Origin of the sequence: Kaistia hirudinis (genome assembly GCF_014196455.1) — a bacterium.
Classification (GTDB): Bacteria; Pseudomonadota; Alphaproteobacteria; order Rhizobiales; family Kaistiaceae; genus Kaistia; species Kaistia hirudinis.
Map to the genome: position 1 here is coordinate 853977 of NZ_JACIDS010000003.1, position 25095 is coordinate 879071.

General features: G+C 66.9%; 22 protein-coding genes. 10 read left to right on the forward strand and 12 right to left on the reverse strand.

Features of this window, described 5'->3' with window-relative positions; all coding sequences use genetic code 11:
• The first annotated feature begins 3 nt into the window (after window positions 1-3).
• Genes larC through larB form a run of 3 tightly spaced genes read left to right on the forward strand, consistent with a single transcriptional unit; the run spans window position 4 to window position 2791 of the window.
• Entirely contained in the window at window positions 4-1314 is a 1311-nt protein-coding gene (gene larC / locus GGR25_RS13980; RefSeq protein ID WP_183399379.1) for a nickel pincer cofactor biosynthesis protein LarC, read from the forward strand.
• Window positions 1311-2105 carry an ATP-dependent sacrificial sulfur transferase LarE gene (gene larE, locus GGR25_RS13985; RefSeq protein ID WP_183399380.1) on the forward strand — a complete coding sequence of 265 codons (795 nt, stop codon included), beginning with the start codon at window positions 1311-1313 and terminating at the stop codon, window positions 2103-2105. The genes larC and larE overlap by 4 nt, the downstream gene beginning before the upstream one ends.
• The gene (larB, locus tag GGR25_RS13990) at window positions 2102-2791 is read left to right on the forward strand and encodes a nickel pincer cofactor biosynthesis protein LarB (protein WP_183399382.1); all 690 of its coding nucleotides are present in this window, start codon (window positions 2102-2104) and stop codon (window positions 2789-2791) included. Before larE ends, larB begins: the two co-directional genes overlap by 4 nt.
• Before the next feature lie 42 nt (window positions 2792-2833).
• Here the strand turns inward: larB and GGR25_RS13995 are convergent, their stop codons facing one another.
• Window positions 2834-3553, reverse strand: a complete 720-nt coding sequence (locus GGR25_RS13995; RefSeq protein ID WP_183399383.1) for an FCD domain-containing protein — start codon at window positions 3551-3553, stop codon at window positions 2834-2836.
• Window positions 3554-3566: 13 nt separating this feature from the next.
• Window positions 3567-5000 carry an FAD-binding oxidoreductase gene (locus GGR25_RS14000; RefSeq protein ID WP_183399384.1) on the reverse strand — a complete coding sequence of 478 codons (1434 nt, stop codon included), beginning with the start codon at window positions 4998-5000 and terminating at the stop codon, window positions 3567-3569.
• Between the two features lie 160 nt (window positions 5001-5160).
• On the opposite strand from GGR25_RS14000, the gene gloA reads away from it, so the two are divergent.
• Window positions 5161-5577: a lactoylglutathione lyase gene (gloA, locus tag GGR25_RS14005; RefSeq protein WP_183399385.1), complete on the forward strand. Its 417-nt coding sequence runs from the start codon at window positions 5161-5163 to the stop codon at window positions 5575-5577.
• A gap of 80 nt (window positions 5578-5657) precedes the next feature.
• On the opposite strand, the gene GGR25_RS14010 is transcribed toward gloA, so the two are convergent.
• The 4 genes from GGR25_RS14010 to GGR25_RS14025 all read right to left on the reverse strand — a co-directional run bounded on the left by GGR25_RS14010 (window position 5658) and on the right by GGR25_RS14025 (window position 10346).
• Entirely contained in the window at window positions 5658-6626 is a 969-nt protein-coding gene (locus GGR25_RS14010) for an ABC transporter permease (protein ID WP_183399386.1), read from the reverse strand.
• A 7-nt stretch (window positions 6627-6633) separates the two neighbouring features.
• Window positions 6634-8136 (reverse strand): sugar ABC transporter ATP-binding protein, encoded by a 1503-nt coding sequence (locus tag GGR25_RS14015; RefSeq protein WP_183399387.1) that lies wholly within the window; start codon window positions 8134-8136, stop codon window positions 6634-6636.
• A 5-nt stretch (window positions 8137-8141) separates the two neighbouring features.
• A complete protein-coding gene (locus GGR25_RS14020; protein WP_246409652.1) occupies window positions 8142-9158 on the reverse strand; it encodes an ABC transporter permease in 1017 nt (338 codons plus the stop codon).
• 108 nt (window positions 9159-9266) lie between these two features.
• The gene (locus GGR25_RS14025; protein WP_183399388.1) at window positions 9267-10346 is read right to left on the reverse strand and encodes a sugar ABC transporter substrate-binding protein; all 1080 of its coding nucleotides are present in this window, start codon (window positions 10344-10346) and stop codon (window positions 9267-9269) included.
• 216 nt (window positions 10347-10562) lie between these two features.
• Here GGR25_RS14025 and GGR25_RS14030 point away from each other — a divergent pair, with 216 nt between their 5' ends.
• Entirely contained in the window at window positions 10563-12158 is a 1596-nt protein-coding gene (locus tag GGR25_RS14030; RefSeq protein ID WP_183399389.1) for a GMC family oxidoreductase, read from the forward strand.
• 15 nt (window positions 12159-12173) lie between these two features.
• Here the strand turns inward: GGR25_RS14030 and GGR25_RS14035 are convergent, their stop codons facing one another.
• On the reverse strand, window positions 12174-13004 hold the full coding sequence (locus GGR25_RS14035; protein ID WP_183399390.1) for an NAD-dependent epimerase/dehydratase family protein: 831 nt from the start codon (window positions 13002-13004) through the stop codon (window positions 12174-12176).
• Window positions 13005-13145: 141 nt separating this feature from the next.
• Between GGR25_RS14035 and GGR25_RS14040 the strand changes: the two genes are divergently transcribed.
• A complete protein-coding gene (locus GGR25_RS14040; protein WP_246409776.1) occupies window positions 13146-13880 on the forward strand; it encodes a FadR/GntR family transcriptional regulator in 735 nt (244 codons plus the stop codon).
• Window positions 13881-13916: 36 nt separating this feature from the next.
• Here GGR25_RS14040 and kdgD read toward each other — a convergent pair whose 3' ends face one another.
• Window positions 13917-14849: a 5-dehydro-4-deoxyglucarate dehydratase gene (gene kdgD / locus GGR25_RS14045; RefSeq protein WP_246409654.1), complete on the reverse strand. Its 933-nt coding sequence runs from the start codon at window positions 14847-14849 to the stop codon at window positions 13917-13919.
• Window positions 14850-15131: 282 nt separating this feature from the next.
• Here kdgD and GGR25_RS14050 point away from each other — a divergent pair, with 282 nt between their 5' ends.
• The gene (locus tag GGR25_RS14050; protein ID WP_183399393.1) at window positions 15132-16166 is read left to right on the forward strand and encodes an aldo/keto reductase; all 1035 of its coding nucleotides are present in this window, start codon (window positions 15132-15134) and stop codon (window positions 16164-16166) included.
• Between the two features lie 3 nt (window positions 16167-16169).
• Here the strand turns inward: GGR25_RS14050 and GGR25_RS14055 are convergent, their stop codons facing one another.
• Window positions 16170-17588 (reverse strand): aminotransferase-like domain-containing protein, encoded by a 1419-nt coding sequence (locus tag GGR25_RS14055; RefSeq protein ID WP_183399394.1) that lies wholly within the window; start codon window positions 17586-17588, stop codon window positions 16170-16172.
• A gap of 107 nt (window positions 17589-17695) precedes the next feature.
• On the opposite strand from GGR25_RS14055, the gene GGR25_RS14060 reads away from it, so the two are divergent.
• Window positions 17696-18559, forward strand: a complete 864-nt coding sequence (locus tag GGR25_RS14060) for a DMT family transporter (RefSeq protein WP_183399395.1) — start codon at window positions 17696-17698, stop codon at window positions 18557-18559.
• Window positions 18560-18659: 100 nt separating this feature from the next.
• Here GGR25_RS14060 and GGR25_RS14065 read toward each other — a convergent pair whose 3' ends face one another.
• From GGR25_RS14065 to GGR25_RS14075, 3 genes are all read right to left on the reverse strand, one after another.
• Window positions 18660-20318, reverse strand: coding sequence for an arylsulfatase (locus GGR25_RS14065; protein WP_183399396.1), 1659 nt, complete (start codon window positions 20316-20318; stop codon window positions 18660-18662).
• Between the two features lie 45 nt (window positions 20319-20363).
• Window positions 20364-21350, reverse strand: coding sequence for an HAD family hydrolase (locus tag GGR25_RS14070; RefSeq protein WP_183399397.1), 987 nt, complete (start codon window positions 21348-21350; stop codon window positions 20364-20366).
• A gap of 125 nt (window positions 21351-21475) precedes the next feature.
• Complete coding sequence (locus GGR25_RS14075) at window positions 21476-22165, reverse strand: GntR family transcriptional regulator (RefSeq protein WP_183399398.1); 690 nt, start codon at window positions 22163-22165, stop codon at window positions 21476-21478.
• Between the two features lie 99 nt (window positions 22166-22264).
• Between GGR25_RS14075 and GGR25_RS14080 the strand changes: the two genes are divergently transcribed.
• Both GGR25_RS14080 and GGR25_RS14085 read left to right on the forward strand, forming a co-directional pair.
• Window positions 22265-24001, forward strand: a complete 1737-nt coding sequence (locus GGR25_RS14080; protein ID WP_183399400.1) for an acetolactate synthase catalytic subunit — start codon at window positions 22265-22267, stop codon at window positions 23999-24001.
• Window positions 24002-24021: 20 nt separating this feature from the next.
• Window positions 24022-25074: a zinc-dependent alcohol dehydrogenase gene (locus tag GGR25_RS14085; RefSeq protein WP_183399401.1), complete on the forward strand. Its 1053-nt coding sequence runs from the start codon at window positions 24022-24024 to the stop codon at window positions 25072-25074.
• Window positions 25075-25095 lie beyond the last annotated feature (21 nt).

Below are 25095 nucleotides of genomic sequence, written 5' to 3' on the forward strand. Positions count from 1 at the left end.
CGGATGCTCCAGCTGCACCTTGATCCGCTCGGGGGTGTCGCAGGCGACATGTTCGTCGCCGCGCTGCTGGACCTCCGCCCCGATCTGGCTCCGGGCCTCCAGGCGGCACTTTCGCATTGTCCCCTGATCGCGGACGTGGATTGCACGGTCCTCGCACATGACGACGGGATATTGACCGGCAAGCGGTTCGTGGTGAGCAAGCCGGCCGCGACGGACATCGTATCAAGGCCGCATCGCCACGAGCCCTCCGATCTCCACCGGCATCCCCATGCTCCTGCGCCGGGACACACCCATGGAGACCCGCATGAGGATCAGGGCCATGGCTCGCCGAGCCACGGCCACATCCATTGGCGCGATATCCGCGCGGCCATGGCGCGGTCGCCGCTCGACGAGGTCACCCGCGCGCATGCGATCGGGATCTTCTCGCTTCTAGCCGGTGCCGAGGCGCGCATCCATGGCCAGGCGGTCGATGACGTGGCGTTCCACGAGGTGGGGGCCTGGGATTCCATTGCCGACATCGTCGCCGCGTCCTGGCTGATCGGCCGGCTCGACGTGCAGCGTTGGACGATCGGCGCAATACCGATCGGTAGCGGCCGCGTCCGGACGGCCCACGGTCCGCTCCCGGTCCCCGCGCCGGCCGCCGCCCGGCTGCTGGAGGGCTTCGAGGTGATGGATGACGGCATTGCCGGCGAGCGGGTTACGCCGACCGGCGCCGCGATCGTCGCCTATCTCTGCGGCAATCGCGATACGCCCGTCGCCGCGCGGGTGCTTCGCGCGTCAGGCTACGGCTTTGGTGCCCGCCGCCTGCCGGGCATCAGCAATTGCCTCCGCGTGCTCGCATTTGAAGCGCGGGCCGCCCATGCGCCCGCTACCGATGCTGTGGCGGTGCTCGAATGCGAGATCGACGATCAGAGCGGCGAGGATCTCGCGACGGCGCTGGCGCATCTGCGGGCCGCGCCCGGCGTGATCGACGCCTTGCAGGCCCCTGTCTATGGAAAGAAGGGCCGGCTGATGACGCACCTGCGGATTCTGGCGGAGCCCGCCCATCGTTCGGCGGTCGAAGAGGCGATCTTCCACGAGACGACCACGCTTGGCATTCGCCATGCCATTGTCGCGCGGACCATCCTGCGCCGCGAGATGAGGGAGATCGAACGGGACGGGCGCGCATTTCGCGCCAAGATCGCGGATCGGCCCGCGGGCCGGACCGTGAAGATAGAGGCGGATGACCTCGCCGGGATTGGTGGCGCCGCGGATCGCTCGCGGCTGCGCGCCGGTCTGGAGGCAAAGCTGTTGCGGGAGGGGGAGGGGCCATGACGCGGCAGCGGCTCGAGGCGGTGCTGTCCTCGCTCCCCCCGGTGGCCGTTGCGGTCAGCGGCGGCGTCGATTCCATGACGCTCGCCGTGCTGGCGCATCGCTTCCTCGGACCCGCGGCGGTCGAAATCTTCCACGCCGTTTCGCCGGCCGTGCCCGTCGACGGGACCCGGCGGGTGCAACTTTGGGCGGAGCGCGAGGGCTGGAACCTCGTCGCGCTCGATGCGGGCGAGTTCGCCGACGGGCGCTATCGCGACAATCCCGTCAACCGCTGCTTCTTCTGCAAGGGCCATCTTTATGGCGCGATTGCTGCGGTTTCGCGCCGTCAGATCGTGTCCGGGACCAATATCGACGATCTCGGAGACTATCGGCCGGGCCTCGACGCCGCCCGTAGCGCGGGCGTGCGCCATCCCTATGTCGAGGCCGGGATCGACAAGGCGGGTCTGCGCGATCTCGCGCGCCAGCTGGGGCTCGGCGCGGTGGCGGAGCTGCCGGCCTCACCCTGTCTGGCGAGCCGGGTGGAGACCGCGATCCCTATCGATCCGGAGGCGCTGCTGGCCGTCGATGCCGTCGAGAAGCTCGTGATCGAACGCCTCGGCGTGCAGACCGTCCGCTGCCGCATTCGCCGCGCCGGCGTTGTGGTCGAGCTGGACGCGCCCGAATTGGCCGCGCTGCACGGCGATGGCGAGCTCGTGGCGGCGATCACGGCTCTTCTGCCATCGGATCTCGCGGGCCGGTCGATCGCGTTCGAGCCCTATCGACGGGGCAGCGCATTCTTGGGAGCCGGCGCATGACCTCCCCCGACATCGTCTTCGACTATGAGCGGGGCGAGCGCATCGGGCTGGATGAAGCGGTGTTCTGTGCCGGCAAAGGCCCGGCCCAGATCAGCGCGATCCTGTCCCTGGCGGCGGAGCGGGGCAGGGGCCTTCTGCTGACGCGCCTCGACGCCGATGGTCTCGCGCAGCTTCCTCCCGACCAGGCGCGCGCGCTCGACTATTGCGTGATGTCGCGGACGGCATTCTTCGGTCCGCTGCGGCCGGTCACGAGCCGGGGCCGGGTCGCGATCGTGGCGGCCGGGACGTCGGATGCCGTCGTCGCGCGCGAGGCCGAGCGCACGCTCCGCCATGCCGGCATCGAGGCGTCGCTCATCCTCGATGTCGGGGTCGCCGGGCTCTGGCGCCTGCTGGAGCGGATCGACGAGATTCTCCGATTCCCGGTCGTGATCGCGGTCGCCGGCATGGATGCGGCAATCGCCAGCGTCCTCGGCGGGCTGTTGCGCGGCACGATCATCTGCGTGCCGACATCGGTCGGCTATGGCGCCGCCGAGGCGGGGAGGACGGCGCTGAACGCCATGCTATCGAGCTGCGCTCCCGGCCTTCTGACCTGCAATATCGACAGCGGCTATGGCGCCGCCTGCGCGGCGATCCGCATCCTGAACAGCTTTCCCGACGCGCAACAGGATCCGTCGCGCGGCTCTTGATCCGATCGCGTTGCTGCTTCCCGCAGCGGATCGGGTGTCCGTCTAGGGGGCCGGCTCAGCGGGCAGCCCGACGCGGCTGGCGGCGCCGGAGAGATGGGCGAGCATCGCCAGGCGTGCTGCATCCGGATCGCGGGCCTCGATCGCGTCCAGGATGCGCTGGTGCTCCCCGATCGTGACGCGGGCGAGTTCCTCGGACTTCTTCTGGTTGCCCGACGCCAGAATACTGTCGCGCACACGTTCCGAAACGAACATCAGGAACTGGACCATATAGGCGTTGCCGGTGGCAGCGGCGACGGTCTTGTGGAAATTGAGGTCGTTGGTGAGCCAGGTGACGCTGCCATAGGGAACGTTGTTCATCGTCTCCAGCGCGTCGCGCATGGCGGCCACATCCGCGTCCGTGCGCCGCTGCGCGGCAAGCGCGGCAGCCTGCACCTCGAGGATGCCGCGCAGCTCGAACAGGCTCCGGAAGGCTGTGGCCTGCTGCAGCGCGTCATAGTCGATCGTGAGCACGGTGGCGTTCGGCTCGTCCGAGACGAAGGCGCCGCGCCCCTGCTGCGACCAGATGCGCCCTTCCGAGCGAAGCCGAGCGATGGCTTCGCGGATGACGTTGCGGCTGACGCCGAAGGTCACGGCGAGCTTCTGTTCCGTGGGCAACTGGTCGCCGGGCTTGAGCCGGCCTTGCGCGATTTCGCGTGAGATCGAACTCGCCACCAGCGTCGACAGATTGGGGCCGCGGCTTACCTTGTCGAGCTTCAATGTCACGCCGCTGTCTCCATCAAACGTCGCGAAGGGGGAGAATACGCCCTTCGCTGAGAAGGTGCCGAGGATCGAACGCGTCCTTGATCCGGCTGGCAAGCTCCAGCGTCAAGGCGTCGGCGCGCTTCAGATAGGCCTTCTGCTTCACGCGGCCGATTCCATGCTCGGCGCTGATCGAGCCGCCATGCCGGTCGATCACGTCGAAGATGATGTCTTCCGCCGCATGGAAGAGGTCATCCATGGTCTCGGGCGGCATGCCAAGAGGCGGGACCACGTTCATGTGGATATTGCCGTCGCCCACATGGCCATAGGTCACGACGCGCGCTTCGGGGTGAGCTTGTGCCAAAGCGGCGAGGCTCTGCGCGACGAAGGACGCGATGCTGGAGATCGGCACCGATACATCCGTCCGCAGATATCGTCCGCCGCGCCCCTGCGTCTCCACCATCACCTCGCGCAACCGCCACAGCCGAGCGGCCTGGGCCCTGTTCGATGCGATCACGCCGTCCAGCACCAGTCCGTCCGTATGGCCGAGAAAGTCCTCGACCAGCGCCCTCAGATCGACGCGCCCGCCAGCCGCCGTCTCCAGAAGCACATAGACCGGATAGGGCTGCGAAAGCGGATCCTCGAGACCGACCTGCGCGTCGATCGCGATTTCGATGCAGCCGCGCAGCAGCAATTCGAACGCCGAGAGGAGATCGCTGCACTCGCGGCGCGCGCGCGCATAGAGCGCCATCGCATCCTCGACGGAGGCGAGGCCCACCAGCGCGGTCTCGACCTGCGTCGGGCGCGGAAAGAGCTTGAGCGCGACGGCCGTCACGATGCCGAGCGTGCCCTCGCTGCCGATGAACAACTGCTTCAGGTCGTAGCCGCGATTGTCCTTGCGCAGCGTCCGCAACCCGTTCCAGACCCTTCCATCCGCCAGGACCACCTCGAGCCCCAGCACGAGGTCGCGCGTCATGCCGTAGCGCAGCACGTTGAAGCCGCCGGCATTCGTCGCGACATTTCCGCCGAGCCGGCAACTGCCCTGCGCGCCGAAGGTGATGGGGAGAAGGCAATCCAGCTCTTCCGCCGCGCGCTTGGCCTCTTCGAGGATGCAGCCCGCCTCGACGACCATGGTGAAGTCAATCGGATTCACGGAGCGCACGGTGTTCATCCGTTCCAGCGAAACGACGACCTCGCCGCCGGGAAAGCTCGGCACCGCGGCGCCCACCAGCCCGGTCAGCCCGCCCTGCGGGACCACATGGATGCGGTGCTCGTGGCAGCAGCGCATCAGGAGGCTGACCTCTTCGACGGAACGGGGGCGCACAACGGCCAGCGGGCGGGCGTAATGGTCGCCCGTTCCGTCCCGGCTGTAGCGTTCGATCTCGGTATCGTCCTGCGTCAGGATCTCGGCCAGGAGCGTGGCACCGAGGGCCGTGAGCGCCAATTCCTGAGGGGAAAGAACAGCATGCATGGCGTCAATCCAATGGCGATCCGAAACGGCTGGACAATGAAGTATCTTGCATGGTTATCATACAACGCTGGTTTTGAACATCAAGGGCGACGACGCTTGCGACGACTGTTCCATTCGAAAATCAGCCCAAAGACGATAGCTTGCAGGAGGACACCCGAACATGAGCGACAAGCCCGAAACGTTCAGAATGATGCACACGATGATTCGCGTGCTCGATCTCGACAAATCGATCAAGTTCTATACTGAGCTTCTCGGCATGACCTTGCTTCGCCGCGACGATTATCCGGATGGGAAGTTCACCAACGCTTTCGTCGGCTATGGTCCGGAAGATTCGAATACCGTGGTTGAGCTCACGCTGAACTGGGGCCGGGAAGAGCCCTATGAGCTCGGCACCGCCTTCGGTCATCTCGCGCTCGGCGTCCACGACATCTACGCCGTCTGCGCCGCGCTCGAGGCGCAGGGTGCGCGCATTCCCCGGCCGCCGGGCCCGATGAAGCACGGCACGACGCATATCGCCTTCATCGAGGATCCCGATGGGTACAAGATCGAGCTCATCGACCTTGCGACCATGTCGTAACCAAGATCCGGCGCCGGAGGCCGCACCGCACGGTGCGGTCTCCGAACCCAGGTTTCCTGCGACGCAGCTCTGCTCCCGCGTCATTTGATGATGGCGATCTTGCTGCGGTCGATCGTGATCGCGACCGCCGTGATCAGTACGGCGCCGAAGACGACGTTCTCCGCGAAGATATTGATGCCGATGAACGTCATGCCGATCCGAACGATCGAGATGATGAGGGCGCCCACGGCCGTTCGCGCGACGCCGCCGAGGCCGCCGGTGATCGCGGTCCCGCCGACAATGACCGCGGCGATAGCCGGCAGCAGCAATTGATTGGCGAGATTGGGTGAGCCGCTCGAAAGGCGCGCCGCGAGGATCGTGCCGGCGATCGCCGCGAGCGTTCCCGAAACGGCGAAGGCGATGATCTTGGTGCGCGGAACATTGATGCCCGCCGCCAGCGCGGCCGGTTCGCCCGCCCCCACCGCGAGGCTATGGCGCCCGAAGGGCGTATAGCGAAGCGCGAAGAAGGCGACGAGCCCGATGACCGCCGCAATGAGGGCGACAGCGGGCACGCCGGCGACGGTCCCGTTGATCCAGGCGGTGTTCTCGCGCCCGGCTTCTTCGATTGTGATCGCGCGACCATCGGCCAGCCACAGCGCGATGCCGGCCACCACGCCGCCCGTCGCCAGCGTTGCGACGAAGGAGGGCACCTTGAGCCGCACATGCACATATCCCGACAGAATCCCGAACAGCAGCCCGCCCAGGATCGCGACGGGGAAGGCGGCCATGCCGATGCCCGGCAGAAGCTGCGCCAGGATCACGCTGGCGAGCGACGCCACCGCCTGGATCGAGAGATCGATCCCGCCGATCAGAATGACGAAGGTCACGCCGGCGGCGAGAATGAAGAGCACCGCCGTGTTGGCTAGCAGGAGCATCAGCGTCTCGCCGGAGAGGAAGCCGGGCGCGGCGAGCTCGATGATGAGAATGAGGGCGACGAGAAGAATCGGCGGGATCGCACCCTGCAGCCAGCCTGCCGTCAGGAGTGATCGGATGTTGGAAGTGCTGTTCATCGGGTCCTCACACCATCGCCTTGACGACGTCGACCTGGTCCGGTTTTTTCCCCGGCTCCGCGTCGAAACGGGCGGTCACGGCGCCGTCGCGCATCACGATGACGCGGTGGGACAGCCCGATCGTTTCTTCCAGCGTGTCAGAGATCAGCAGGATCGCGACCCCCTGGCTGGAGAGCTCGCGCACGAGCTCGTAGACCTCCTCCTTGGCGCCGACATCGAGGCCGCGGGTCGGGTGGTCGAGGATGAGGATGCGGGAACCCGCCGTCATCCAGCGTGCGAGCACAACTTTCTGCTGATTGCCGCCGGAAAGCTTGCGACAGGCGATGTCGGGCCCCGGCGCCTTGATGTGCAGCCGGCGGATCCAGACGGTCGCGAGGCTCCGCTCCCGGCGGTAGCTGATCAGCCCGTTCTTCACGACTGCGGAAAGGTCGGCGAGGGTTATGTTCTCCGCGATCGAGAGAAACATCACGAGCCCCTCGACCCGTCGCTCGCGCGGTATGTAGCCGACGCTCCGGCGCACCGCCTGTTCAGGCGAGCGGAAATGCACCTCTTCGCCGAGGATGGTGAGCCGGCCATCGGTATGGGGCATGAAGCCACCGATCGTGCGCGTCACCTCCTCGCGACCCGATCCGACGACGCCGGCAATGCCGACGATCTCGCCGGCGCGGATCTGCAGGTCGACATCGGAAAAGGCGCCGGCCGCGCCGAGCTTGGACGCATCGACGAGGATCTCGCTGCGGGGCGGGAGCTGCCGGTCTTCCTTGTAGTAGGCCGTCTGCAACCCGCGGCCGACCATGATCTTGTGCAGCTCCGGCGCCGTGATGTCGCCGGCGCGGTGCTCGGCCACGACTTCGCCGTCCTTCATCGTGTAGACGCGATCGGAGATGCGAAGCACCTCGTCCAGGCGGTGCGAGACGAAGACGAAGCTCGCGCGGGATTTCAGCGAGCGCACCCGATTGAAGAGAACCTCGATATCGGCGCCGCTGAGGACCGATGTCGGCTCGTCGAGCAGGATGACGATCTGCCGCGAGACCGTCTCCTCGAGCGTCAGCGCCTTGGCAAGTTCCACCATCTGGCGCGCGGCGAAGGTCAGCTCAGATGTGCGCGCGGTCACGTCGATATCGACGCCGATCTTGTCGAGCTGGCGCCGCGCGGCGGTGCGCATGGCCTTCCAGTCGACGATGCCGAACCGGACGAACTGGCTCTCCTGGCCGAGATAGATGTTCTCCGCGACGGAGAGGTTGAGGAGCAGAGACTGCTCCTGGAAAACCATGCCGATGCCGTTTGCGGCGCCGTCGCGGGCATTGCGCAGCCGCACCGGTTGACCGTCCCGCATAAGCGTGCCGCCGTCAGGCTGGTGCGTGCCGGCGAAGATGCGCATGAGCGTCGATTTGCCTGCACCGTTTTCGCCGATGAGGCCGACCACCTCGTTCGGACGGATCTCGAGCGAGACGCCCTTGAGGGCCGGTACGCCGGCAAAGGATTTGGTGATCGCGTTGGCTGTCAGCATGGCCGTCACTTCACGATCTGGAGGCGCTGGCGATCCAGCGAAAGGGCAACCGCGGCGATGATCATCAGGCCCTGGACGGTCTGCTGGACGTAGGGCGATACGCCGAGCAGGATCATGCCATTGCCGAGCACCGTCACGATGAGCACGCCGATCAGCGTGTTGATCACCCCGCCTTCGCCGCCGGTGAGCGCGGTGCCGCCGACCACGACGGCGGTGACCGCGGCGAACAGGCGCCCATCGGCGATGACCGCGTCGGAGCGGCCGAGCTGCGCGGCCGCGAGCACGCCGGCAATGCCGAAGAAGAAGCCCGCTAGGCCGAAAGCGAGAATGCGGACGCGTCGCACATTGACCCCGGAAAGCTCCGCGAGGTCCTCGGCGCCGCCGACCGCCACGATGTGCCGGCCGAGGCGCGTATAATACTGAATGGTGCAGGCGAGCCCGAACGCGCCGAGCGCGACCCAGACGCCGAGCGGCAGTCCGAGGAACCGCGCCAGCGCAAGATCGCGGATCGAAGGATCCATCAGCCGAACCGCGGAGCCGCCGAGCATATAGACGGATATGCCGAGGCCGATGAACCAGACGCCGAGCGTCGCCATGAAGGAGGGAATGCGCAGCATCGTCTGGACGAGGCCGCTGGCAAAGCCCATCGCCGTGCTCGCCGCAATCGCGGCGACGACCGCGAACCAGCCGAAATGATTGCTGTTGGCGTCATTGGTCGCGAGGAGCACCACGACCATCGCCGCGATCGACAGCGAGCCCTCGACCGAAAGGTCGATGCTGCCGAGCAGGATGATGAAGGTCAGCCCCATCGCGAGCGTGAGCGGAACGGCCGACGAATTGGCGATGCGGATCAGGTTGCGCGGCTCGATGAAGCTTGGATTGGCGATCGTGATGAGCACGCACAGCGCAATGAGGACGAGCAGCGGCGCGGCGCGTCCGCTCGTCAGCCGGCGTGCGGCGCCGATCAAGGACGGTCGGGCGGCGCCCCGGACGGATTTGAGATTGTCGATATCTGCGGTCAACAGACTGGATCCCGCTCACGGCCGGCAGGGCCGGCAACTACCGAAAAGCGCGCCGGCAGCATGTGCCGGCGCGGACGGAACAATGCGTCCTGCGGAAACGAGGACGTATCAGGTCCGGATCGGGCCGGTCACGCGACCCCAGATGTCGTTCCAGTCGACGACCGGCTGGGATTCGATGTTGTTCTTGTAATAGGCCTGCACATTGTCCTTATCGATGAGGACGGCCTTGCCATAGAACTCGCGATGATCCGGCGGCTGCGTGGCGGGGTCGAACTTCTTCTGCAGCGCCTGCAGCGCGATCGAAAGGCCCATGCCGCCCTGCCAGAACGGGTCGGAGGTGACCGTCGCGGCGAACTCGCCATTGCGCACCGCATCCACGGCCGCCTTGATGCCGTCGACGCCGACGACCGGAACCTTGCCGGCGAGGCCTTCGGCGCGCAGCGCCTCGAGCGCGCCGGTGCCCATGTCGTCATTGGCGGCCCAGACGCCCTTCACCTGGTCGCCGAACCGCGTGAGCAGATTGGCCGTGAGGTCGTAGGCTTCGGAGGATTTCCAGTTGGCGACCTGGAAGTCGAGCAGCTTGATATCGGGATTGGCGGCGAGCGCCTCTTCCAGTCCCTTCTTCCGCTCGATTGCGGCGGTGTTCGAGATCTGACCGCCCAGCGCGATGATGCCGCCGGATCCGCCGATCGACTTGAACAGGATCTCCGCGATCTGCTTGCCGCTGGCGACGCCGTCGAACTCGATGTGGCATACGTAATAGGGGTTGAAGTCCTGGGGATGCAGGTCTTTCGGCTTGTTCCACTGCGTGACGACATAGGCGCCGGCCTTGGCGCAGGCCTCGACGATCGGGCGCGCGTCCGGCGTGTCGTTCGGATCGGAGTTCAGCACCATGTTGCCGCCCGTCTTGGCGAGCATGGCCTTGATGTCCGCGATGCCCTTCTCGCTGTTGCCTTCGGAGACCAGCGTGACGTGATCGATGCCGACCGACTTGGCGAAGGCTTCGGCGCCCGACTTCCAGACCGCGTGATAGGGGTTGGAAAGCGAGCGGATGGACGTCACCAGCGTCGGCTTGTCTGCGGCGAACGACATTTTCGGCAGCGCGGCGACGCCGACGCCCGCCGCGACCGTTCCGAGGAACGACCTGCGATTCATCGCGCCGAAGCGCGCATTGCTCCTGTCAGCCATGCGTATTCCTCCCGTTGAATAGGCCGAGTCGAGACGCCGCCTCTTCTCCCGGCGTCTCAGATTCGAAGGGGTCGAGCGTGTTTAATTGTACGACAACCCTTCAAGGAGATCACCATATGCATTGTCTTGACCTTGAGCAAGTGCCTTGCGAATGTGCTGCCGAAAGAGCGGCGCTGGCCGCCGGATTTCGTGCCGTTGCGCGATCGGGGAGGTGAGATGTCGGATTATGTCGTGGTCGGCGGCGGGTCGGCCGGATGCGTGCTGGCTGCGCGCCTGAGCGAGGATCCCGACGTCACGGTCACGCTGCTCGAGGCCGGCCCGCGCGACACGAACATGTACATCCATCTGCCGGTCGGCTTCTTCAAGATGACTGCCGGCCCCCTGATCTGGGGCTATGAGACCGAGCCCGGCCGCGAGATTTCCGGCCGCAAAATGGTCTATCCGCAGGCACGGGTCCTCGGCGGGGGCTCATCGATCAATGCGCAGGTCTTCACGCGGGGGTGTCCGGAGGATTACGACGCCTGGCGCGACGCCGAAGGCTGCTCTGACTGGGGCTATCGCGATGTGCTGCCCTATTTCCGCAAGTCCGAGGGCAACGATACCTTTGTCGGCGAACATCACGGCAATGATGGCCCGCTCGGCGTGTCGTCGACCGTGCCGCATCCCCTGACGCGTGTCTTCGTGCGCGCGGCGCAGGAGGCCGGCCTGCCCTTCAATGCGGATTTCAACGGCGGCAAGCAGGCCGGTGCGGGCTTCTATCAGGCCACGACGCGTGGGGGGCGGCGAAGCAGCACGGCCGTCGGCTATCTGCGGCCCGCGCTGCGCCGCCCGAATCTGACGGTTCGCACGGGTGTGCTCGTCAATCGCATCGTCATCGAGGGCGATCGCGCCGTCGGCGTCGAGATCATCGAGAACGGCCGTCCCGTCACGCTACGTGCGGAACGCGAGGTCGTGGTGGCGTCCGGCGCCATCGGCTCGCCGAAACTCTTGATGCTGTCGGGAATTGGACCTGCCGATCAGCTTGCCGCGCTCGGCATTGCGGTCGTGCGCGACGCGGCGGCCGTTGGGCAGAATCTGCAGGATCATATGGATGTCGACGTCCTGGCCCAGCTTTCGGGCTCACACGGCATCGACCGCTACAAGAAGCGGCGCTGGCAGGCCGTCGCCGGGCTCGAATATGTCCTGTTCGGCAAAGGTCCCGTCGCGTCGAATATCGTGGAGGCCGGCGGGTTCTGGTGGAGCGACCGCAGCGAGGCGACGCCCGACATGCAGTTCCATTTCCTCCCCGGCGCGGGCCTGGAGGAGGGTATTGGCGGGGTGCCGGGCGGCCATGGCTGCACGCTGAATTCCTACCATGTGCGGCCTCGCTCGCGCGGATCGGTCACGCTGCGGTCGGCGGATCCCCGGGTCGCGCCGGCGATCGATCCCAACGCCTTCGCCGAGCCCTATGACCTCGATCGGGCGGTGGACGGCATCCAAATGAGCCGCGAAATCCTGTCCCAGCCCGCCTTCAGGCCGTTAGTCAGCGCCATCCATCTGCCCGGACCCGGGATACGCAGCCGGGCGGAGCTGATGGCGTTCGCGCGCGAGCATGCGCGCTCGGCCTATCATCCTGTCGGGACCTGCCGCATGGGCGGCGGCGAGGATTCGGTCGTGGACCCTCAGCTTCGCGTGCGCGGCATCGGCGCGCTGCGCGTCTGCGACAGCTCGATCATGCCGAGGCTCATTTCGTCGAACACGAATGCAGCGACGGTCATGATCGCCGAGAAGGCGGCCGACCTGATCAAGAGCGCCGCCGCCGGTCACTCCTGATGCGGCGGGCGCCGCTCAATCGTCCTCGAACATCGCGCGGGGCGGGAAGTCCGGGCGGCTATAGTCGACCACGACGAACTTGCCGCCCTGGTAGCGCTCGATCACCGGATCGTCGGTCACGAGGCCGCGAACCCGCTCGGCATGGCTGTCGGAACTGTCCAGCGGCGTCCAGCCGATCGTGTCGCGCGCGTCGCGACGCCAGAAGCTGCGCGCATTGTCCGAGGCGCCCCAGATCACGGAGCAGCCGGTTCGTTCGGCCGCCGCGCAGCGTTCCATCAGGCGGACGAAGTCGTCATGCGAGATCCAGGTCGAGAGGCTGCGCTCGTCGATCGGCTCGGTCAGGACGGAGCCGATGCGGATCAGCACGCTCTCGACCGCATGCTTGTCCCAATAGAGCCGCGCCAGCATCTCGCCATACGCCTTGGAGAGACCGTAATAGCCGTCAGGCCGGAGCGGGCAGTCCTGGTCGAGGATGTCCGTGCGGTCATAAAGGCCGACGGCATGGACGGAGGAGGGGAAGACGACACGGGCGCGCTCGCGCCGGGCCGACTCATAGATGTGGTAGAGGCCGCGCAGATTGGGCCCGAGCACGGTCTCGAAAGGCTGCTCCGTCGAGATGCCGCCGAAATGCAGGATCAGGCCGCAACCCTCGGCGAGCCGGCCTATAGCGGCGGCGTCCTCGAGATCGGCGCGCTCGAAGCACGCGCCGCGCGGCAGGGGGATGGGAAGATCGATCAGGTCGGTGAGGCGCAATTGCCAGCCCAGAGCAGAGAGACGCTCGGCAAGCATGCGCCCGATCGTGCCGCAGGCGCCCGTCAGCAGGACGGGTCGGTCGGAGAGGGACAATTCAGCACCTTCCTAATGCGAGGGGATTGCGCGCTGTGGCACTGGCGGAGTCCCGTCAGCGACGACGGGAGCCATTTTCATCGTATCACCCGATGATTCGCAGGTTGCGAACAGCGATGTTTGAGTTATGCCTTGGGCGTGATGAAACGACCCCTCGGCACATTGCCGCCCCAACTCAGCCGCACGGCGCAGGTCGCGGACTGGTTCGCCCGCGAGATTCGTGCCGGCCATCTCACGAGCGGCGAGAAGCTGCCGACCGAGCAGGAACTGATCGCGCAGTTCGGCGTCAGCCGCACCGTGATCCGGGAGGCCATGGCGTCGCTGCGTTCCGAGGGCCTGGTCGTCAGCCGTCAGGGCTCGGGCGTCTTCGTCGCGGATCATGAGGCCAGCGCCTCGTTCCGGATCATCTCCGACGAATTGCGCACGCTGGCCGAGGTCCAGCATGTGCTCCAGCTCCGTCTCGCGGTGGAAGTCGAGGCAGCGGGGCTGGCGGCCGAGCGGCGAACCGATGACGATCTCGCCCGCATGCGCGACAGCCTCGCGGCGATCGACGCGTCCATCGCGGCGGAGGACAGCGCCGTGGAGCCCGATTTCGCCTTTCACCGCGCCATCGCCTCGGCGACGGGCAATCCCTATTTCGAACGGTTCATGCACTTTCTGGGTCCGGTGATCATCCCGCGGCAATCGGTTCGCCCGCGCGGCGAAACCGCCGACCAGCGGCGGCGTTATCTGGAGCAGGTCCAGATCGAGCACCGCCGAATCCTGGCGGCGATCGAGCGGCAGAACCCGGAGGCTGCCCGCTTCACCTTGCGCGAGCATCTCGAGGCCGGTCGCGAGCGCTACCGCCGCATGGTGGGCGTCGGGGAGGGTGCCTAGCATCGCGTCCTGTCCGCTCAACCGGTGCTCCCGGCCTCAAGCCGGCGCCGCAACGGGCATGCCGTTGGCCTGCATGAGGGATGCGAGCTGGTGCTCCTCGTCCGTCGTCAGGTCGAGAAGCGGCAGGCGCACGGGGCCGCAGTCGAGCCCCGCGATCCGGGCACCGGCCTTCACGATCGAGACGGCATAGCCCGCCCGCCGGTTGCGTATGGCGAGATAGGGCAGGAAGAAGCTGCGGAGGAGTTGCCCCGTTTCCTCCGATCGCCCGGCACGCAGCGCCGCGAAGAAGCGCAGCGCGAACTCGGGCGCGAAATTGTAGATCGCAGAGGAATAGGTGGTCATGCCGATCGCGGCGGCCGCGCTGGCGTGCACCTCGGCGGTCGGCATGCCGCCGATGAAGATCAGCCGGTCGCCCATGCGCTGGCGCAGCGCCGTCAATAGCTCGATATCGCCGACGCCGTCCTTGAGGCCGATCAGGTTCGGGCAGTCATCCGCGAGGGCGGCCAGCGTCTCGGGGGCGAGGACCGCATTGTCGCGATTATAGGCGATCACCCCGATACCGACCGAACGGCAGATCGCCGTCAGGTGCCGGCGCAGCCCTTCCTGCTCGGATCTGACCAGATAGGGCGGTAGCACCAACAATCCCTCGGCACCATTGGCCTCGGCGGCCTTGGCGAATTCGATCGCCATTTCCGTGCCATAGCCGACGCCGGCCAGGAGCGGCAGGTCGGCAGGCGTCTCCTGTGCGGCGGCCCGCACCACGCGTCCGAATTCGCCGAGCGTGAGCGAGAAGAACTCCCCCGTACCGCCGGCCGCGAACAGGCCGGAAACGCCGCCCCGCGCCTGCGCCGCGACATGGGCGCGATAGCCGTCCTCGTTGAAGGCGCCGTCAGCGCCAAAGAACGTGAGCGGAAAGGACAGCAGGCCCTGGGCGAGTGTGGTCGCGAGTTCGGTGGGCGAGAAGCTCAAGGCGAAGACTCCGTGCATGGGCCCGGTCGGCGCGCGGGCGGGCGATATTGGCTGTGCGGCGGCGATCGATGCGGATCGCCGGCGTGGTTCGTCGCGTGGCCGGATGGAGGGGCCTTTCGCGCACCGGACGGTAGCGGATGGTCGGCCGTCCGGTGCCATCGAGTTATGCGGTTACATTGTAATATGACAACTTATGTGTCAATGCTGCCCGGGATGCGGGATCGGCCGGAGGTGACGCGCGATCCTGTCCCGTCAGGATGATCTTTGGGCGGAGAGGGATGGATGGCGCAGATCGAAACGAGGCCGGTCGCGAAGGGCGGGCTGTCGGTGACGACCATGGGGCTCGGCGGTACGGGGCTCGGCAATATGTACCGCGCGGTCGATACGGATGTGGCGATCCAGACCGTGCACGCGGCCTATGCGAGCGGGATCCGCTATTTCGATACGGCGCCCGTCTATGGTTTCGGCGTCAGCGAGACGCGCCTGGGGCTGGGGATCCGCGACCTGCCGCGGTCCGAAATCGTGATCTCCTCCAAGGTGGGATATGATCTCGTACCGATTTCCCCGGACGAGATGCAGCCCGCGCTCTGGGCGCAGCCGGGGGCGTTCCGCGCCGAGTTCGACTATTCGCGCGATGCCGCCATGCGCTCGCTCGAGGGGACCTTGGAGCGCCTCGGTACCGACTATGTCGACATGGTCTCGATCCATGATCCGGACGAAGCGATTCATTTCGGGCCCGGCGAAGATCCCTATGCAAGCAGCCGCTTTCGCGAGGCCATGGACGGGGCCTATCCCGTTCTGGACGATCTGCGCACGCAGGGCGTGATCAAGGCGATCGGCGTCGGCATCAACCAGTGGCAGATGCTGTCCGACTTCGTCGTGGCCGGCGATTTCGATTATTTCCTGCTCGCCGGACGCTACACGCTGCTGGAGCAGGAGCCGCTGGCAACGCTGTTTCCGCTCTGCGAGCAGCGCGGCACGCGGATCGTCATCGGCGGTCCCTATAATTCCGGCATTCTCGCCAGCGGCGCCGTCCCGGGTGCGACCTTCAACACGCGGCCGGCGCCCGAGGCGGTCCTCGCACGCGTCCGCCGCATCGAGGGGATCTGCGCGGCGCATGGCGTGTCGCTGGCGGCGGCGGCGCTGCAATTCCCGCTCGGCCATCCCCTCGTCGCCAGCGTCATTCCGGGCGCGCGATCGGTCGGCGAACTCCAGCAGAATCTCGCCTATCTCGGTGAGGCGATTCCGCCGGCCCTGTGGACCGATCTGAAGGCGGCCGGCCTGATCGACCCCGCCGCGCCTGTCCCTGCGGCGTAGCGGTCAGTCGCGCTGTCGCACCGCACCGTCAATCGCGCGGCCGAGTGCCGCGAAGATCTTCTCCTCCGCCGATTGCGCGACGTTGAAGCGCAGGAACCCGCTCGCGGTCTGCGACTGGCTGAAGGCGTTGCCCGGCGCGAGCACGACGCCTTCGTCGAGGCAGCGGCGCGCCACGAGCGCCGCGTCGACGCCTTCGGGAAGCCGGCACCACAGGAACATGCCGGCCTGCGGCATCAGCCAGGGCGTGACGCCGAGCCGTTCGAGCCGCGCGGCGGTCCGCTCCATCGCGGCGGCGAGACGGGCGCGCGTCGCCTCCATGTGCTTGCGATAGCCGCCATCGGTCAGCGCCGCGTGCAGCAATTCCGCGGCGAGGCGCCCGCCGCCGAAGCTCGTGGCGAGCTTGAGATCGGCGAGGCTCTCGATCCAGTCGGGCCGCGCTGCGATATAGCCGCAGCGCACCGAGGCCGAGAGCGTCTTCGAGAAGCTGCCGATATGGATGACGCGCGCCAGCCCGTCGAAGGCGGCGAGCCGCGGCGCCGGCGCCGTCTCGAAATCGGCGAAGATGTCGTCCTCGACGATCACCAGTTCGGACCGGTCGGCGAGTTTCAGCAGGCGATGCGCGATCACCGGCGACAGCACCGCGCCGGTCGGATTGTGGATCGCGGAATTGGTGATGTAGAGCCGCGGCGCATGGGCGAGGAGCGCGGCGCCGAAGGCCTCGGTGTCGGGCCCGTGCGGCGTATAGGGCACGCCGACGACCTTGACCCGGTGCGCCTTCAGCAGCGCATGGAAGTTGAAATAGCAGGGATCGTCGACGAGGACCGTGTCGCCCGGCTCGAGCAGGAAGCGGCAGATCAGGTCGATCGCCTGCGTGCCGGATTCGGTGAGCATGATCTGGTCGGGCCCGGCCTGGATGCCGTTCGCCGCGATGCGCCGGCTGAGCACGGAGCGGAGCGCCGGCAGGCCGAGCGGGCTGGCATAGTCCATGAGGACGGCCTCGTCGCCGCGTGCGAGCCCGCGCAGCGCGCGGCGCATCCCGGTCACTGGCATCCATGAGGCCGGCAGCCAGCCGCAGCCCGGCTTCAGGGTCGCGTCGTCGGCCTCCAGCGCCTGGCGCGAGATCCAGAGCGGATCGACCTCGCGCTCGACCCTCGGCCCGAGCGTCGCGAGGGAGAGCGGTGCGGCCGGGCCGGACACGTAATAGCCGGACCCCGGCCGGGCATGGATGACGCCCTCCGCCGCCAGCCGCTCATAGGCTTCGACCACGGTCGAGACGGAGACCTGCATCGTCTTGGCCTGCGCGCGAACCGAGGCGAGGCGCATGCCCGGCGACAGGCTGCGCGCGGCGATTCCGGACCGGATCGTCCCCATCACCGCCTCGATCCGCGTCCCGTGTGGCCTTGCTTTGAGTGTATCGTCCATCCGTACTGCTCGATCAGGCATAACAGTTTGACGAAATCGTACCGGATCGCCTCTGGATCGTCGATCCGTTCGCGGCCATGACAGGCGAAACGACCCCGGAGCGTGTCATGGACAAGGCGGCGAGCGGCTGGATCAGCGGCTTCATCGGAATGGTGATCTTCTCGGGCTCGCTCCCCGCCACGCGTGCCGCCGTGCTCGGCTTCGATCCGCTGTTCCTGACGGCCGCGCGCGCCGCGATCGCCGGGCTGCTCGGCCTCGCGCTGCTGGTGCTGCTGCGTCAACGTCGGCCGTCGGGACGCGAGTTGGTGTCGCTCCTCATCGTCGCCCTCGGCGTCGTGGTCGGCTTTCCCCTGCTGACGGCGCTGGCGCTCCAGCACGTCTCCTCGGCGCATTCGCTGGTGTTTATCGGCCTGCTGCCGCTCTCGACGGCGATCTTCGGCGTGCTCCGTGCCGGCGAGCGGCCGCGGCCGGCCTTCTGGCTGATGTCGGCGCTGGGGAGCGCGCTCGTCGTCGCCTTCGCGCTGCGCGAAGGCGTGGCGGCAGCGCCCGTCGGCGATGGCTTGATGCTCACGGCGATCGTCGTCTGCGGCCTCGGCTATGCCGAAGGTGGCCGCCTTTCGCGCGCGCTCGGCGGCTGGCAGGTCATCTGCTGGGCGCTCGTGCTGGCGCTGCCGGTCATGCTGTCGCTCGCCATCCTCACGCGGCCGGTCTCCTTCGCCGGCATTGCCGGCGGCGCCTGGATGGGCCTAGCCTATGTCTCGCTGTTCAGCATGCTGATCGGTTTCATGTTCTGGTATCGCGGCCTCGCGCACGGCGGCATCGCCGCCGTGGGGCAGCTCCAATTGCTGCAGCCCTTCTTCGGGCTCGCCCTCGCCGCCGCGCTCCTCGGCGAGCGGGTCAGCCTCGCCATGCTCGTGGCGACCCTCGGCGTGGTCGGCTGCGTCGCGGGCGCGAGGAAGTTCGCGACGTGAAGGGCGGGCCGTTTCCCGTTGCGACCGGTGCAAAGAAAGGCAGCGGCGAGGGTTTCGCCGCTGCCTTTGTCTGTCATAAGCCGGCCGAAGCGTCGGGCGTTCAATTGCCGGTTGGCAGGCCGATCGAGAAGCCCTGATCCTTGAGCTGGTCCTGAACGCTGCGGAAGCGCTCATAGCCGGACAGGGTGATCGGGCCGGAATAGGCCTCGCTCTGAACCTTGCGCGGCGGATAGTCGACATAGGTCTTCATCAGCCGCGAAATGGCGTCATTGGCCGGAACCACGGCCCAGGTGTGCTCCGTGAAGTTGTTCATGAAGATGTCGTAGCGCTCCTGCGGGTCGGCGAGCAGGTCGAACACTTGCGGGATGGTGGCGACGTATTTCTCCTGCCCCTTCCAGCCGAGATTCGTATCGACCGCGAGACCGCCGGTCTGGGCGCCGTCATCGCCGCGCAAGTTGAAGACGTATTTGAAATTGTCGACCCGCACGGCGCCGGGGGTCAGCTCGTTCTCGGTGAAATAGAACCATTCGTGACGTGGGTCGGCGCCCTTGCCGAACCAGACCGGGGTGACGTCATAGCTGTCGAAGACCATGGGCTGGCCGTCGCGGTCCTTGGTCGGAAGCGGAACGCCCGCGATCGAGGCGAAGGAGGCCATCAGGTCGAGGCCGCCCATGATGTCGTCGCTCTTGGTGTTCGCCGGCACCTTGCCCGGCCAGCGCGCGAGCGACGGGACAAGGTTGCCGCCTTCGCGGACTGTGCCCTTGGTGCCGCGGAACGGCGTATAGCCGGAATCCGGATAGACGTCCTGCCAAGCGCCATTGTCGACCGTGTAGAACACCAGCGTGTTGTCCTTCAGGCCGAGCTCGTCGAGCTTCTTGAGGACGTTGCCGATGCGCGTGTCGAGCTCGACGACGGAATCGGCATATTTCGATTTGGAGATCGACTTGCCCTCGAATTCCGGCGCGGGCAGATTCGGCTGGTGGTTCTTCATGAAGTTGACGTTGATGAAGAACGGCGTGCCGGGCGACTTGGCGGCGTCCTCGAGGAATCCCTCGGCTGCCTGCTCGACATATTTGTCGAGGAAGGGAATGCCGACCACGCCCTTTTCGGGCGTGTCGACATATTCGCCGTTGACGGCAAAGTCCTGCTTCGCAGGCTCGCCCGCATTGCCCGAGAGCGCGCCCTTGGTCACCTTCTGGAACATGGCCCTGAGCTCCGGGCTCATCTCCGGGAACCATTTCGGGTCGGCATAGGTGTAGGCGTTCAGGTGATACAGGAACGCATATTTCATCACGTCGTAGCCTTGGGCATTCGGCAGCGCATAGTCCGATTCGCCGAGGTGCCACTTGCCGGTGAAGTAGGTCTTGTAGCCGCCCTCCTTCAGCACCGAGGCGAGCGTCCATTCCGCATGCGGCAAGCCGCCGCCCTGGCCCTGAAAGGCAACAGTTGTCATGCCGGAGCGGTTCGGAATGCGGCCGGTCTGGATCGCGGCGCGGCCGGGCGTGCAGCTCGGCTGGCCATAGAAATTGGTGAAGGTCATGCCGCTGGCGGCCAGATCGTCGAGATTGGGTGTCGGCATGCCGCGCCGCTTGCCGCCGAGATAGGGGCCGAGATCGCCCCATCCTGTATCGTCGGAGACGATCAGCAGGATGTTGGGCTTCGTCGTCGGTGCTTTATCCTCGGCATGGGCGCCACCCGCGAGCGTCAGCAACGCCGCCGCGGTGACAATTGGCAGCGATTTATGGACTTGGAGACCCATTGGCCGCTCCTTTCGTGGTGAAAGTATCGAGACCGACTGGCGGCCTCACTGCGCGGCTGGAAAGATCTGTTTCCAGTCGTTCTTCATGTCGATGAGCACCCACCCCTGCGCCGGGGCCATGTCCATCGCCTTGTCCAGACGACCGAAGGTGGAATCGCGGTCATAGGCATATTCGCGCTCGGCGTCCGTGTGGTGGACGATCATGCCGAGGCGCGCGCCGTCGCCGGCCGTCGTCCATTGCAGCATCTCGAGGTCGCCGTCCGAATTGCCGAAGGCCGCGATCGGACGCTGGCCGATGTGCTGGTTGATGCCGATCGGCTTGCCGGGGCCGTCATCGACGAAATTGACCTCCGGCAGGCGCATCAGCACCGGCTTGCCGTCCACCATCTCGAATTTCGTCTTGATGCTGGAGCCGACCACCTGCGCCGGTAGAACGCCATAGGCCTTATCGGTCCAGGGCCGCATGAACTCGATGCCGCCGCCCGAGACGATGTAGGTGGTGAAGCCGTTGTCGCGGAGATAGCCGAGCAGCTCCAGCATCGGCTGGTAGACGAGGTCCGTGTAGTGCTTCTTGAAGCGCGGATGCTCGGCCTTGGCCAGCCAATCCGAGACGATGCTCTGAAAATCGTCGGGCGTCATGCCGGCATGCGTCACCATCATAAGCTCGACGAGCCCCTTCTCGCCGGTGGCCGCGAGGGCCTTCATGTCGCCGTCGATCGCCGCCTTCAGCCTGGGGTTTGACTGCCATTCCGGATGATCAGGGGCGAGCGCCTTGATCCGGTCCAGCGCGAAGGCGAGCTGGGTGTACATGGGCTGCTCGACCCACAGCGTGCCGTCATTGTCGAATACGGCGATGCGTTGCTCGGGCGGGACGAAGTCCTTGCCCTTGGCGTCGGTGACGCGCTGCACGAAGGATTGGATGGTCTGCTTGGCGGGCCCGTCGTTCCAGGAGGCCAAAGGCTCGGCGAGCCCGGCCCCCAGCGACGCCAGCAGCAGTCCCGTAATGACCAGGACCCTTGCAAGAAAACGCATGGCGACCTCCTCGCATGCGGCAGAGGCGCGAAGCATAGACCACATCGTCGTGGTCATTGTTGTTATTTTGCGTCAGCCGACGCCACGCCGGATATTTGGCTTATCCCGCGTCGCGGTTGGAGCGCTCAGGCTTTCGATTGGCTCAGCAGCGAGACGAGCCTCTGGCCGCCGACGACGATGTCGCGTTCGATCGCCTTGCGGACGGCCTCGCCATCCCGCTGCGCGAGGCCGCGCAGCACCGCCAGATGCTGGTGTCCCTCGGGGTCGCGCGGCGGCGAGACCTCGTAGAGCACGCCCATGGCGGGGCCGCACTGGACCCAGAGGTTCTCGACGAACTGGAGCAGCATCGGCATCTGCGCGAGCATGCACAGATGCAGGTGGAACTGCCCGTTCATCTCGAGGGCGAGCGCCGAATCCTGGTTCTTCTCCGCCGCCGCCATGCGCTCGTGAATGGCCGCGAGCCGCTCGATATCGGCCGCGTTCACCGTGTCGACGGCGCGCAGGCCCGCCTGTCCCTCCAGCCAGAGGCGCAGGTCGCGAATCTCCAGATAGCGCTGCAGCGTCATTTCCGGAACGAAGGCGGTGCCGCGGCTGTCAAACCGGACGATGCCCTCCGAGCCCAGGCGAAGCAGCGCCTCGCGCACCGGCGTGGCGCTGATGCCGAGCTGCTCGGCGAGGCTGCGCAGGACGAGTTTCTGCCCGGATTTGAGCCGGCTCTGGGCCAGCGCATTGCGGATCTGCCGGTAGGCGCTCTCGCTCAGGTTCTGCCTGCTCAGCGCATCGAACGGCGAAGCCGCCATCACGTCATCGTTCATCTCGATCCCCAGCCGAAACCGTCGCCGACAAGGTGCTTGACAACGGCTTCGAGTGCAAGCTTATTTGTTATAACAAACAACATATAACACGAGGATCGAATGGCCGGAGAGACAAAGAGCAAGCGCATCGACGAGACCGTCGTTGCCATGCGGCTGGCCGAGGCCTTCAGGCGCCACGGCGTGGATCATGTCTTCGGCCAGAGCATTCCGAGCGCCTTCCATCTCGCCGCGCCGCATGTCGGCATCCGGCAGATCGTCTACCGGACGGAAAATGCCGGCGGCACCATGGCCGACGGCTATGCGCGGGTGACGCGGAAGGTCGGCGTGGTGACTGCGCAGAACGGTCCCGCCGCGACGCTTCTGGTGCCGCCGCTCGCCGAGGCGTTGAAGGCTTCGGTTCCCATGGTCGCGCTGGTCCAGGACGTGGCGCGCTCGCAGACCGACAAGAACGCCTTCCAGGAATTCGACCATGTCCGCCTGTTCGATTCCTGCGCGAAATGGGTCCGCCGGATCGAGGATGCGAGCCGCATCGACGACTATGTCGACATGGCCTTCGTCGCGGCGACCTCGGGCCGCCCGGGTCCTGCAGTGCTCATCGTTCCCGTGGATCTCCTGATCGAGACGGTCGGCCCCGCGCCGCTCGTCCCGCGCAAGAGCCAGTACGGCATGGCGCCGCTCGATAGGCCGACGCCCGATGCGGCGGCGATCGCGACCGCGGCGCGGCTTCTCGCCGAGGCGAAGGCGCCGCTGGTGATCGCCGGCGGCGGCGTCCACGGCTCGGATGCCAGCGCGGAACTCGCCCGACTGCAGGAGACGTTCCACCTACCGGTGGCGACCACCGTCATGGGCAAGGGCACCGTCTCGGAGCATCATCCGCTTTCGCTCGGCGTTGTCGGCTATTTCATGGGGGAGGGCGGCCGCAGCCGCGATCTCCGTCCGCTGATCGACGAGGCCGATGTCGTCCTGCTGATCGGCAACCGGACCAACCAGAACGGCACCGACAGCTGGTCGCTCTATCCGAATGCGGCGACCTTCATCCATCTCGATGTCGACCCGATGGAGATCGGCCGGAACTATGAGGCCGTGCGCCTCGTCGGCGATGCGCGGCGCGGCATACGCGCGCTCGGTGAGGCGATGGCGGGTCTCGACCTGTCGCGCCGCGTCGCCGCCCGCCCGGCCATCGAGGCGACGATCGCCGCTGCCCGCGCCGGCTGGGAGTCGCTGACCGCCCGCATCCGCACGCAGGACGCCGTCCCGATCCGGCCGGAGCGCGTCATGGCCGTCATCGATGCCGCGTTGACGCCGGAGACGATCGTCACCACGGATGCGAGCTATTCCTCGATCTGGGCCGCGAACTACCTGACCGCGGCGGAGGCTGGTGCGCGCTTCATCACCCCGCGCGGTCTTGCCGGCCTCGGCTGGGGGCTGCCGCTCGCCATCGGCGCCAGCCTGGCGCGGCCCGGCGCGCCGGTCATCACCATCGTCGGCGATGGCGGCTTCGGCCATGTCTGGTCGGAACTCGAAACGCTCAAGCGTCTCGACCTTCCCGTCATGACCATCGTCCTCAACAACCAGATCCTTGGCTACCAGAAGGATTCGGAGGACGCGCTCTATGGCGAGCATACCGACGCAGTCTATTTCGCCCCGGTCGACCACGCCAAGATCGCCGAGGCCTGCGGCATCCGCGGCATCCGCGTCGAGGACGGCGCCGACTTGGCCGGCGTGCTGGCCGAGGCGCTGGCGAGCGGCAAGCCGGCGGTCATCGACGTGCTCACCGATTCCGGCGCACAGCCGCCGGTGACCGTCTATGCCGGCAAATTCGCCAGCCCGTTCTGAGCCCCGCGGAGCCGATGCGCATGCTGGCGTTCCAGAAGACCGATGCGGCCTACGGACTGGCGCGGATGGAGGCCGCCGCCCCAGTCGTGGCGGCCGGCGACGATATCCTCATTGCGGTCGAGGCCGTCGGCATCTGCGGCAGCGACGTCCATGCCTATGAATGGACGGATGGCTATCAGTTCCTGGCCACGCATCTGCCGCGCACGCTCGGCCATGAAGTAAGCGGGCGTGTCGTCGACACGGGCAAGGACGTTGTCGGGTTTGCGCCAGGCGACCGTGTCGTCGTCGCGCCGGTGGTGGTCTGCGGCCATTGTTCGGCCTGTCGGATCGGCCAGCCGCAATTCTGCGCCAATCGCAGCATTGTCGGCTTCCACCGTGACGGCGCCTTTGCCGAGCGGGTCGTGGTGCCCGCCGCCAATTGCTTCCGCCTGCCGGACGGCGTCGATGCCGAACTCGGCGCGTTGATCGAGCCGCTCTGTGTCGCCGGCAATGCCGTCGATGTCGCTGCCGTGCAGTGGGGGGATCGGGTCATCGTCATGGGCGCCGGCCCGATCGGGGTCGGCATCGCCTGGCTCGCGCGGCGCGCCGGCGCAACCAGCGTGCTGCTGATCGGCAAGGACGACGGGGCGAGGCTCGCCGCGGCCCGGCGCCTCGGCCTCGAGCGTACGCTCGATCTCGACGAAGATGGAGACGCCAACGTGACCGCGCTGCTGGGCGGCGAGGCCGATATCGTGTTCGAGGCGACCGGCGTCCCGGAATCGATCGAAGCCGGGCTCGGCTGGCTGAGGCCGGGCGGCGTCCTCGTCGCGACCGGCATCCATGCCCGTCCCGTGCAGTTCGATCTGACGCGCTTCGTGCGGCTGAAGCAGCAGCTCCGCGCCGCCTATGATTCCTCGCCTGCGACCTTCGCCCGGATGCTGTCGATCCTCGCCGAAAATGGCGAGGCGCTGCGCGCGATGATCACGCATCGCCTGCCGCTTGCGGCGACGCTCGAAGGCTTCGAGATCGCGGCCAGCCGGCAGGCGCTCAAGGTGATGCTGTTGGCCGATTCCGATCGCGCGGTGACGCCATGAGCGCCGCTCTGGCTTTCGGCG

Bases quoted from the DNA above. Each gene is read 5' to 3' on its own strand.
- larC (WP_183399379.1), top strand. From the start codon at position 4: ATGCTCCAGCTGCACCTTGATCCGCTCGGGGGTGTCGCAGGCGACATG.
- larE (WP_183399380.1), top strand. From the start codon at position 1,311: ATGACGCGGCAGCGGCTCGAGGCGGTGCTGTCCTCGCTCCCCCCGGTG.
- larB (WP_183399382.1), top strand. From the start codon at position 2,102: ATGACCTCCCCCGACATCGTCTTCGACTATGAGCGGGGCGAGCGCATC.
- GGR25_RS14000 (WP_183399384.1), bottom strand. From the start codon at position 5,000: ATGCATGCTGTTCTTTCCCCTCAGGAATTGGCGCTCACGGCCCTCGGT.
- gloA (WP_183399385.1), top strand. From the start codon at position 5,161: ATGAGCGACAAGCCCGAAACGTTCAGAATGATGCACACGATGATTCGC.
- GGR25_RS14010 (WP_183399386.1), bottom strand. From the start codon at position 6,626: ATGAACAGCACTTCCAACATCCGATCACTCCTGACGGCAGGCTGGCTG.
- GGR25_RS14015 (WP_183399387.1), bottom strand. From the start codon at position 8,136: ATGCTGACAGCCAACGCGATCACCAAATCCTTTGCCGGCGTACCGGCC.
- GGR25_RS14025 (WP_183399388.1), bottom strand. From the start codon at position 10,346: ATGGCTGACAGGAGCAATGCGCGCTTCGGCGCGATGAATCGCAGGTCG.
- GGR25_RS14030 (WP_183399389.1), top strand. From the start codon at position 10,563: ATGTCGGATTATGTCGTGGTCGGCGGCGGGTCGGCCGGATGCGTGCTG.
- GGR25_RS14040 (WP_246409776.1), top strand. From the start codon at position 13,146: ATGAAACGACCCCTCGGCACATTGCCGCCCCAACTCAGCCGCACGGCG.
- GGR25_RS14050 (WP_183399393.1), top strand. From the start codon at position 15,132: ATGGCGCAGATCGAAACGAGGCCGGTCGCGAAGGGCGGGCTGTCGGTG.
- GGR25_RS14055 (WP_183399394.1), bottom strand. From the start codon at position 17,588: ATGGACGATACACTCAAAGCAAGGCCACACGGGACGCGGATCGAGGCG.
- GGR25_RS14060 (WP_183399395.1), top strand. From the start codon at position 17,696: ATGGACAAGGCGGCGAGCGGCTGGATCAGCGGCTTCATCGGAATGGTG.
- GGR25_RS14065 (WP_183399396.1), bottom strand. From the start codon at position 20,318: ATGGGTCTCCAAGTCCATAAATCGCTGCCAATTGTCACCGCGGCGGCG.
- GGR25_RS14070 (WP_183399397.1), bottom strand. From the start codon at position 21,350: ATGCGTTTTCTTGCAAGGGTCCTGGTCATTACGGGACTGCTGCTGGCG.
- GGR25_RS14075 (WP_183399398.1), bottom strand. From the start codon at position 22,165: ATGAACGATGACGTGATGGCGGCTTCGCCGTTCGATGCGCTGAGCAGG.
- GGR25_RS14080 (WP_183399400.1), top strand. From the start codon at position 22,265: ATGGCCGGAGAGACAAAGAGCAAGCGCATCGACGAGACCGTCGTTGCC.
- GGR25_RS14085 (WP_183399401.1), top strand. From the start codon at position 24,022: ATGCTGGCGTTCCAGAAGACCGATGCGGCCTACGGACTGGCGCGGATG.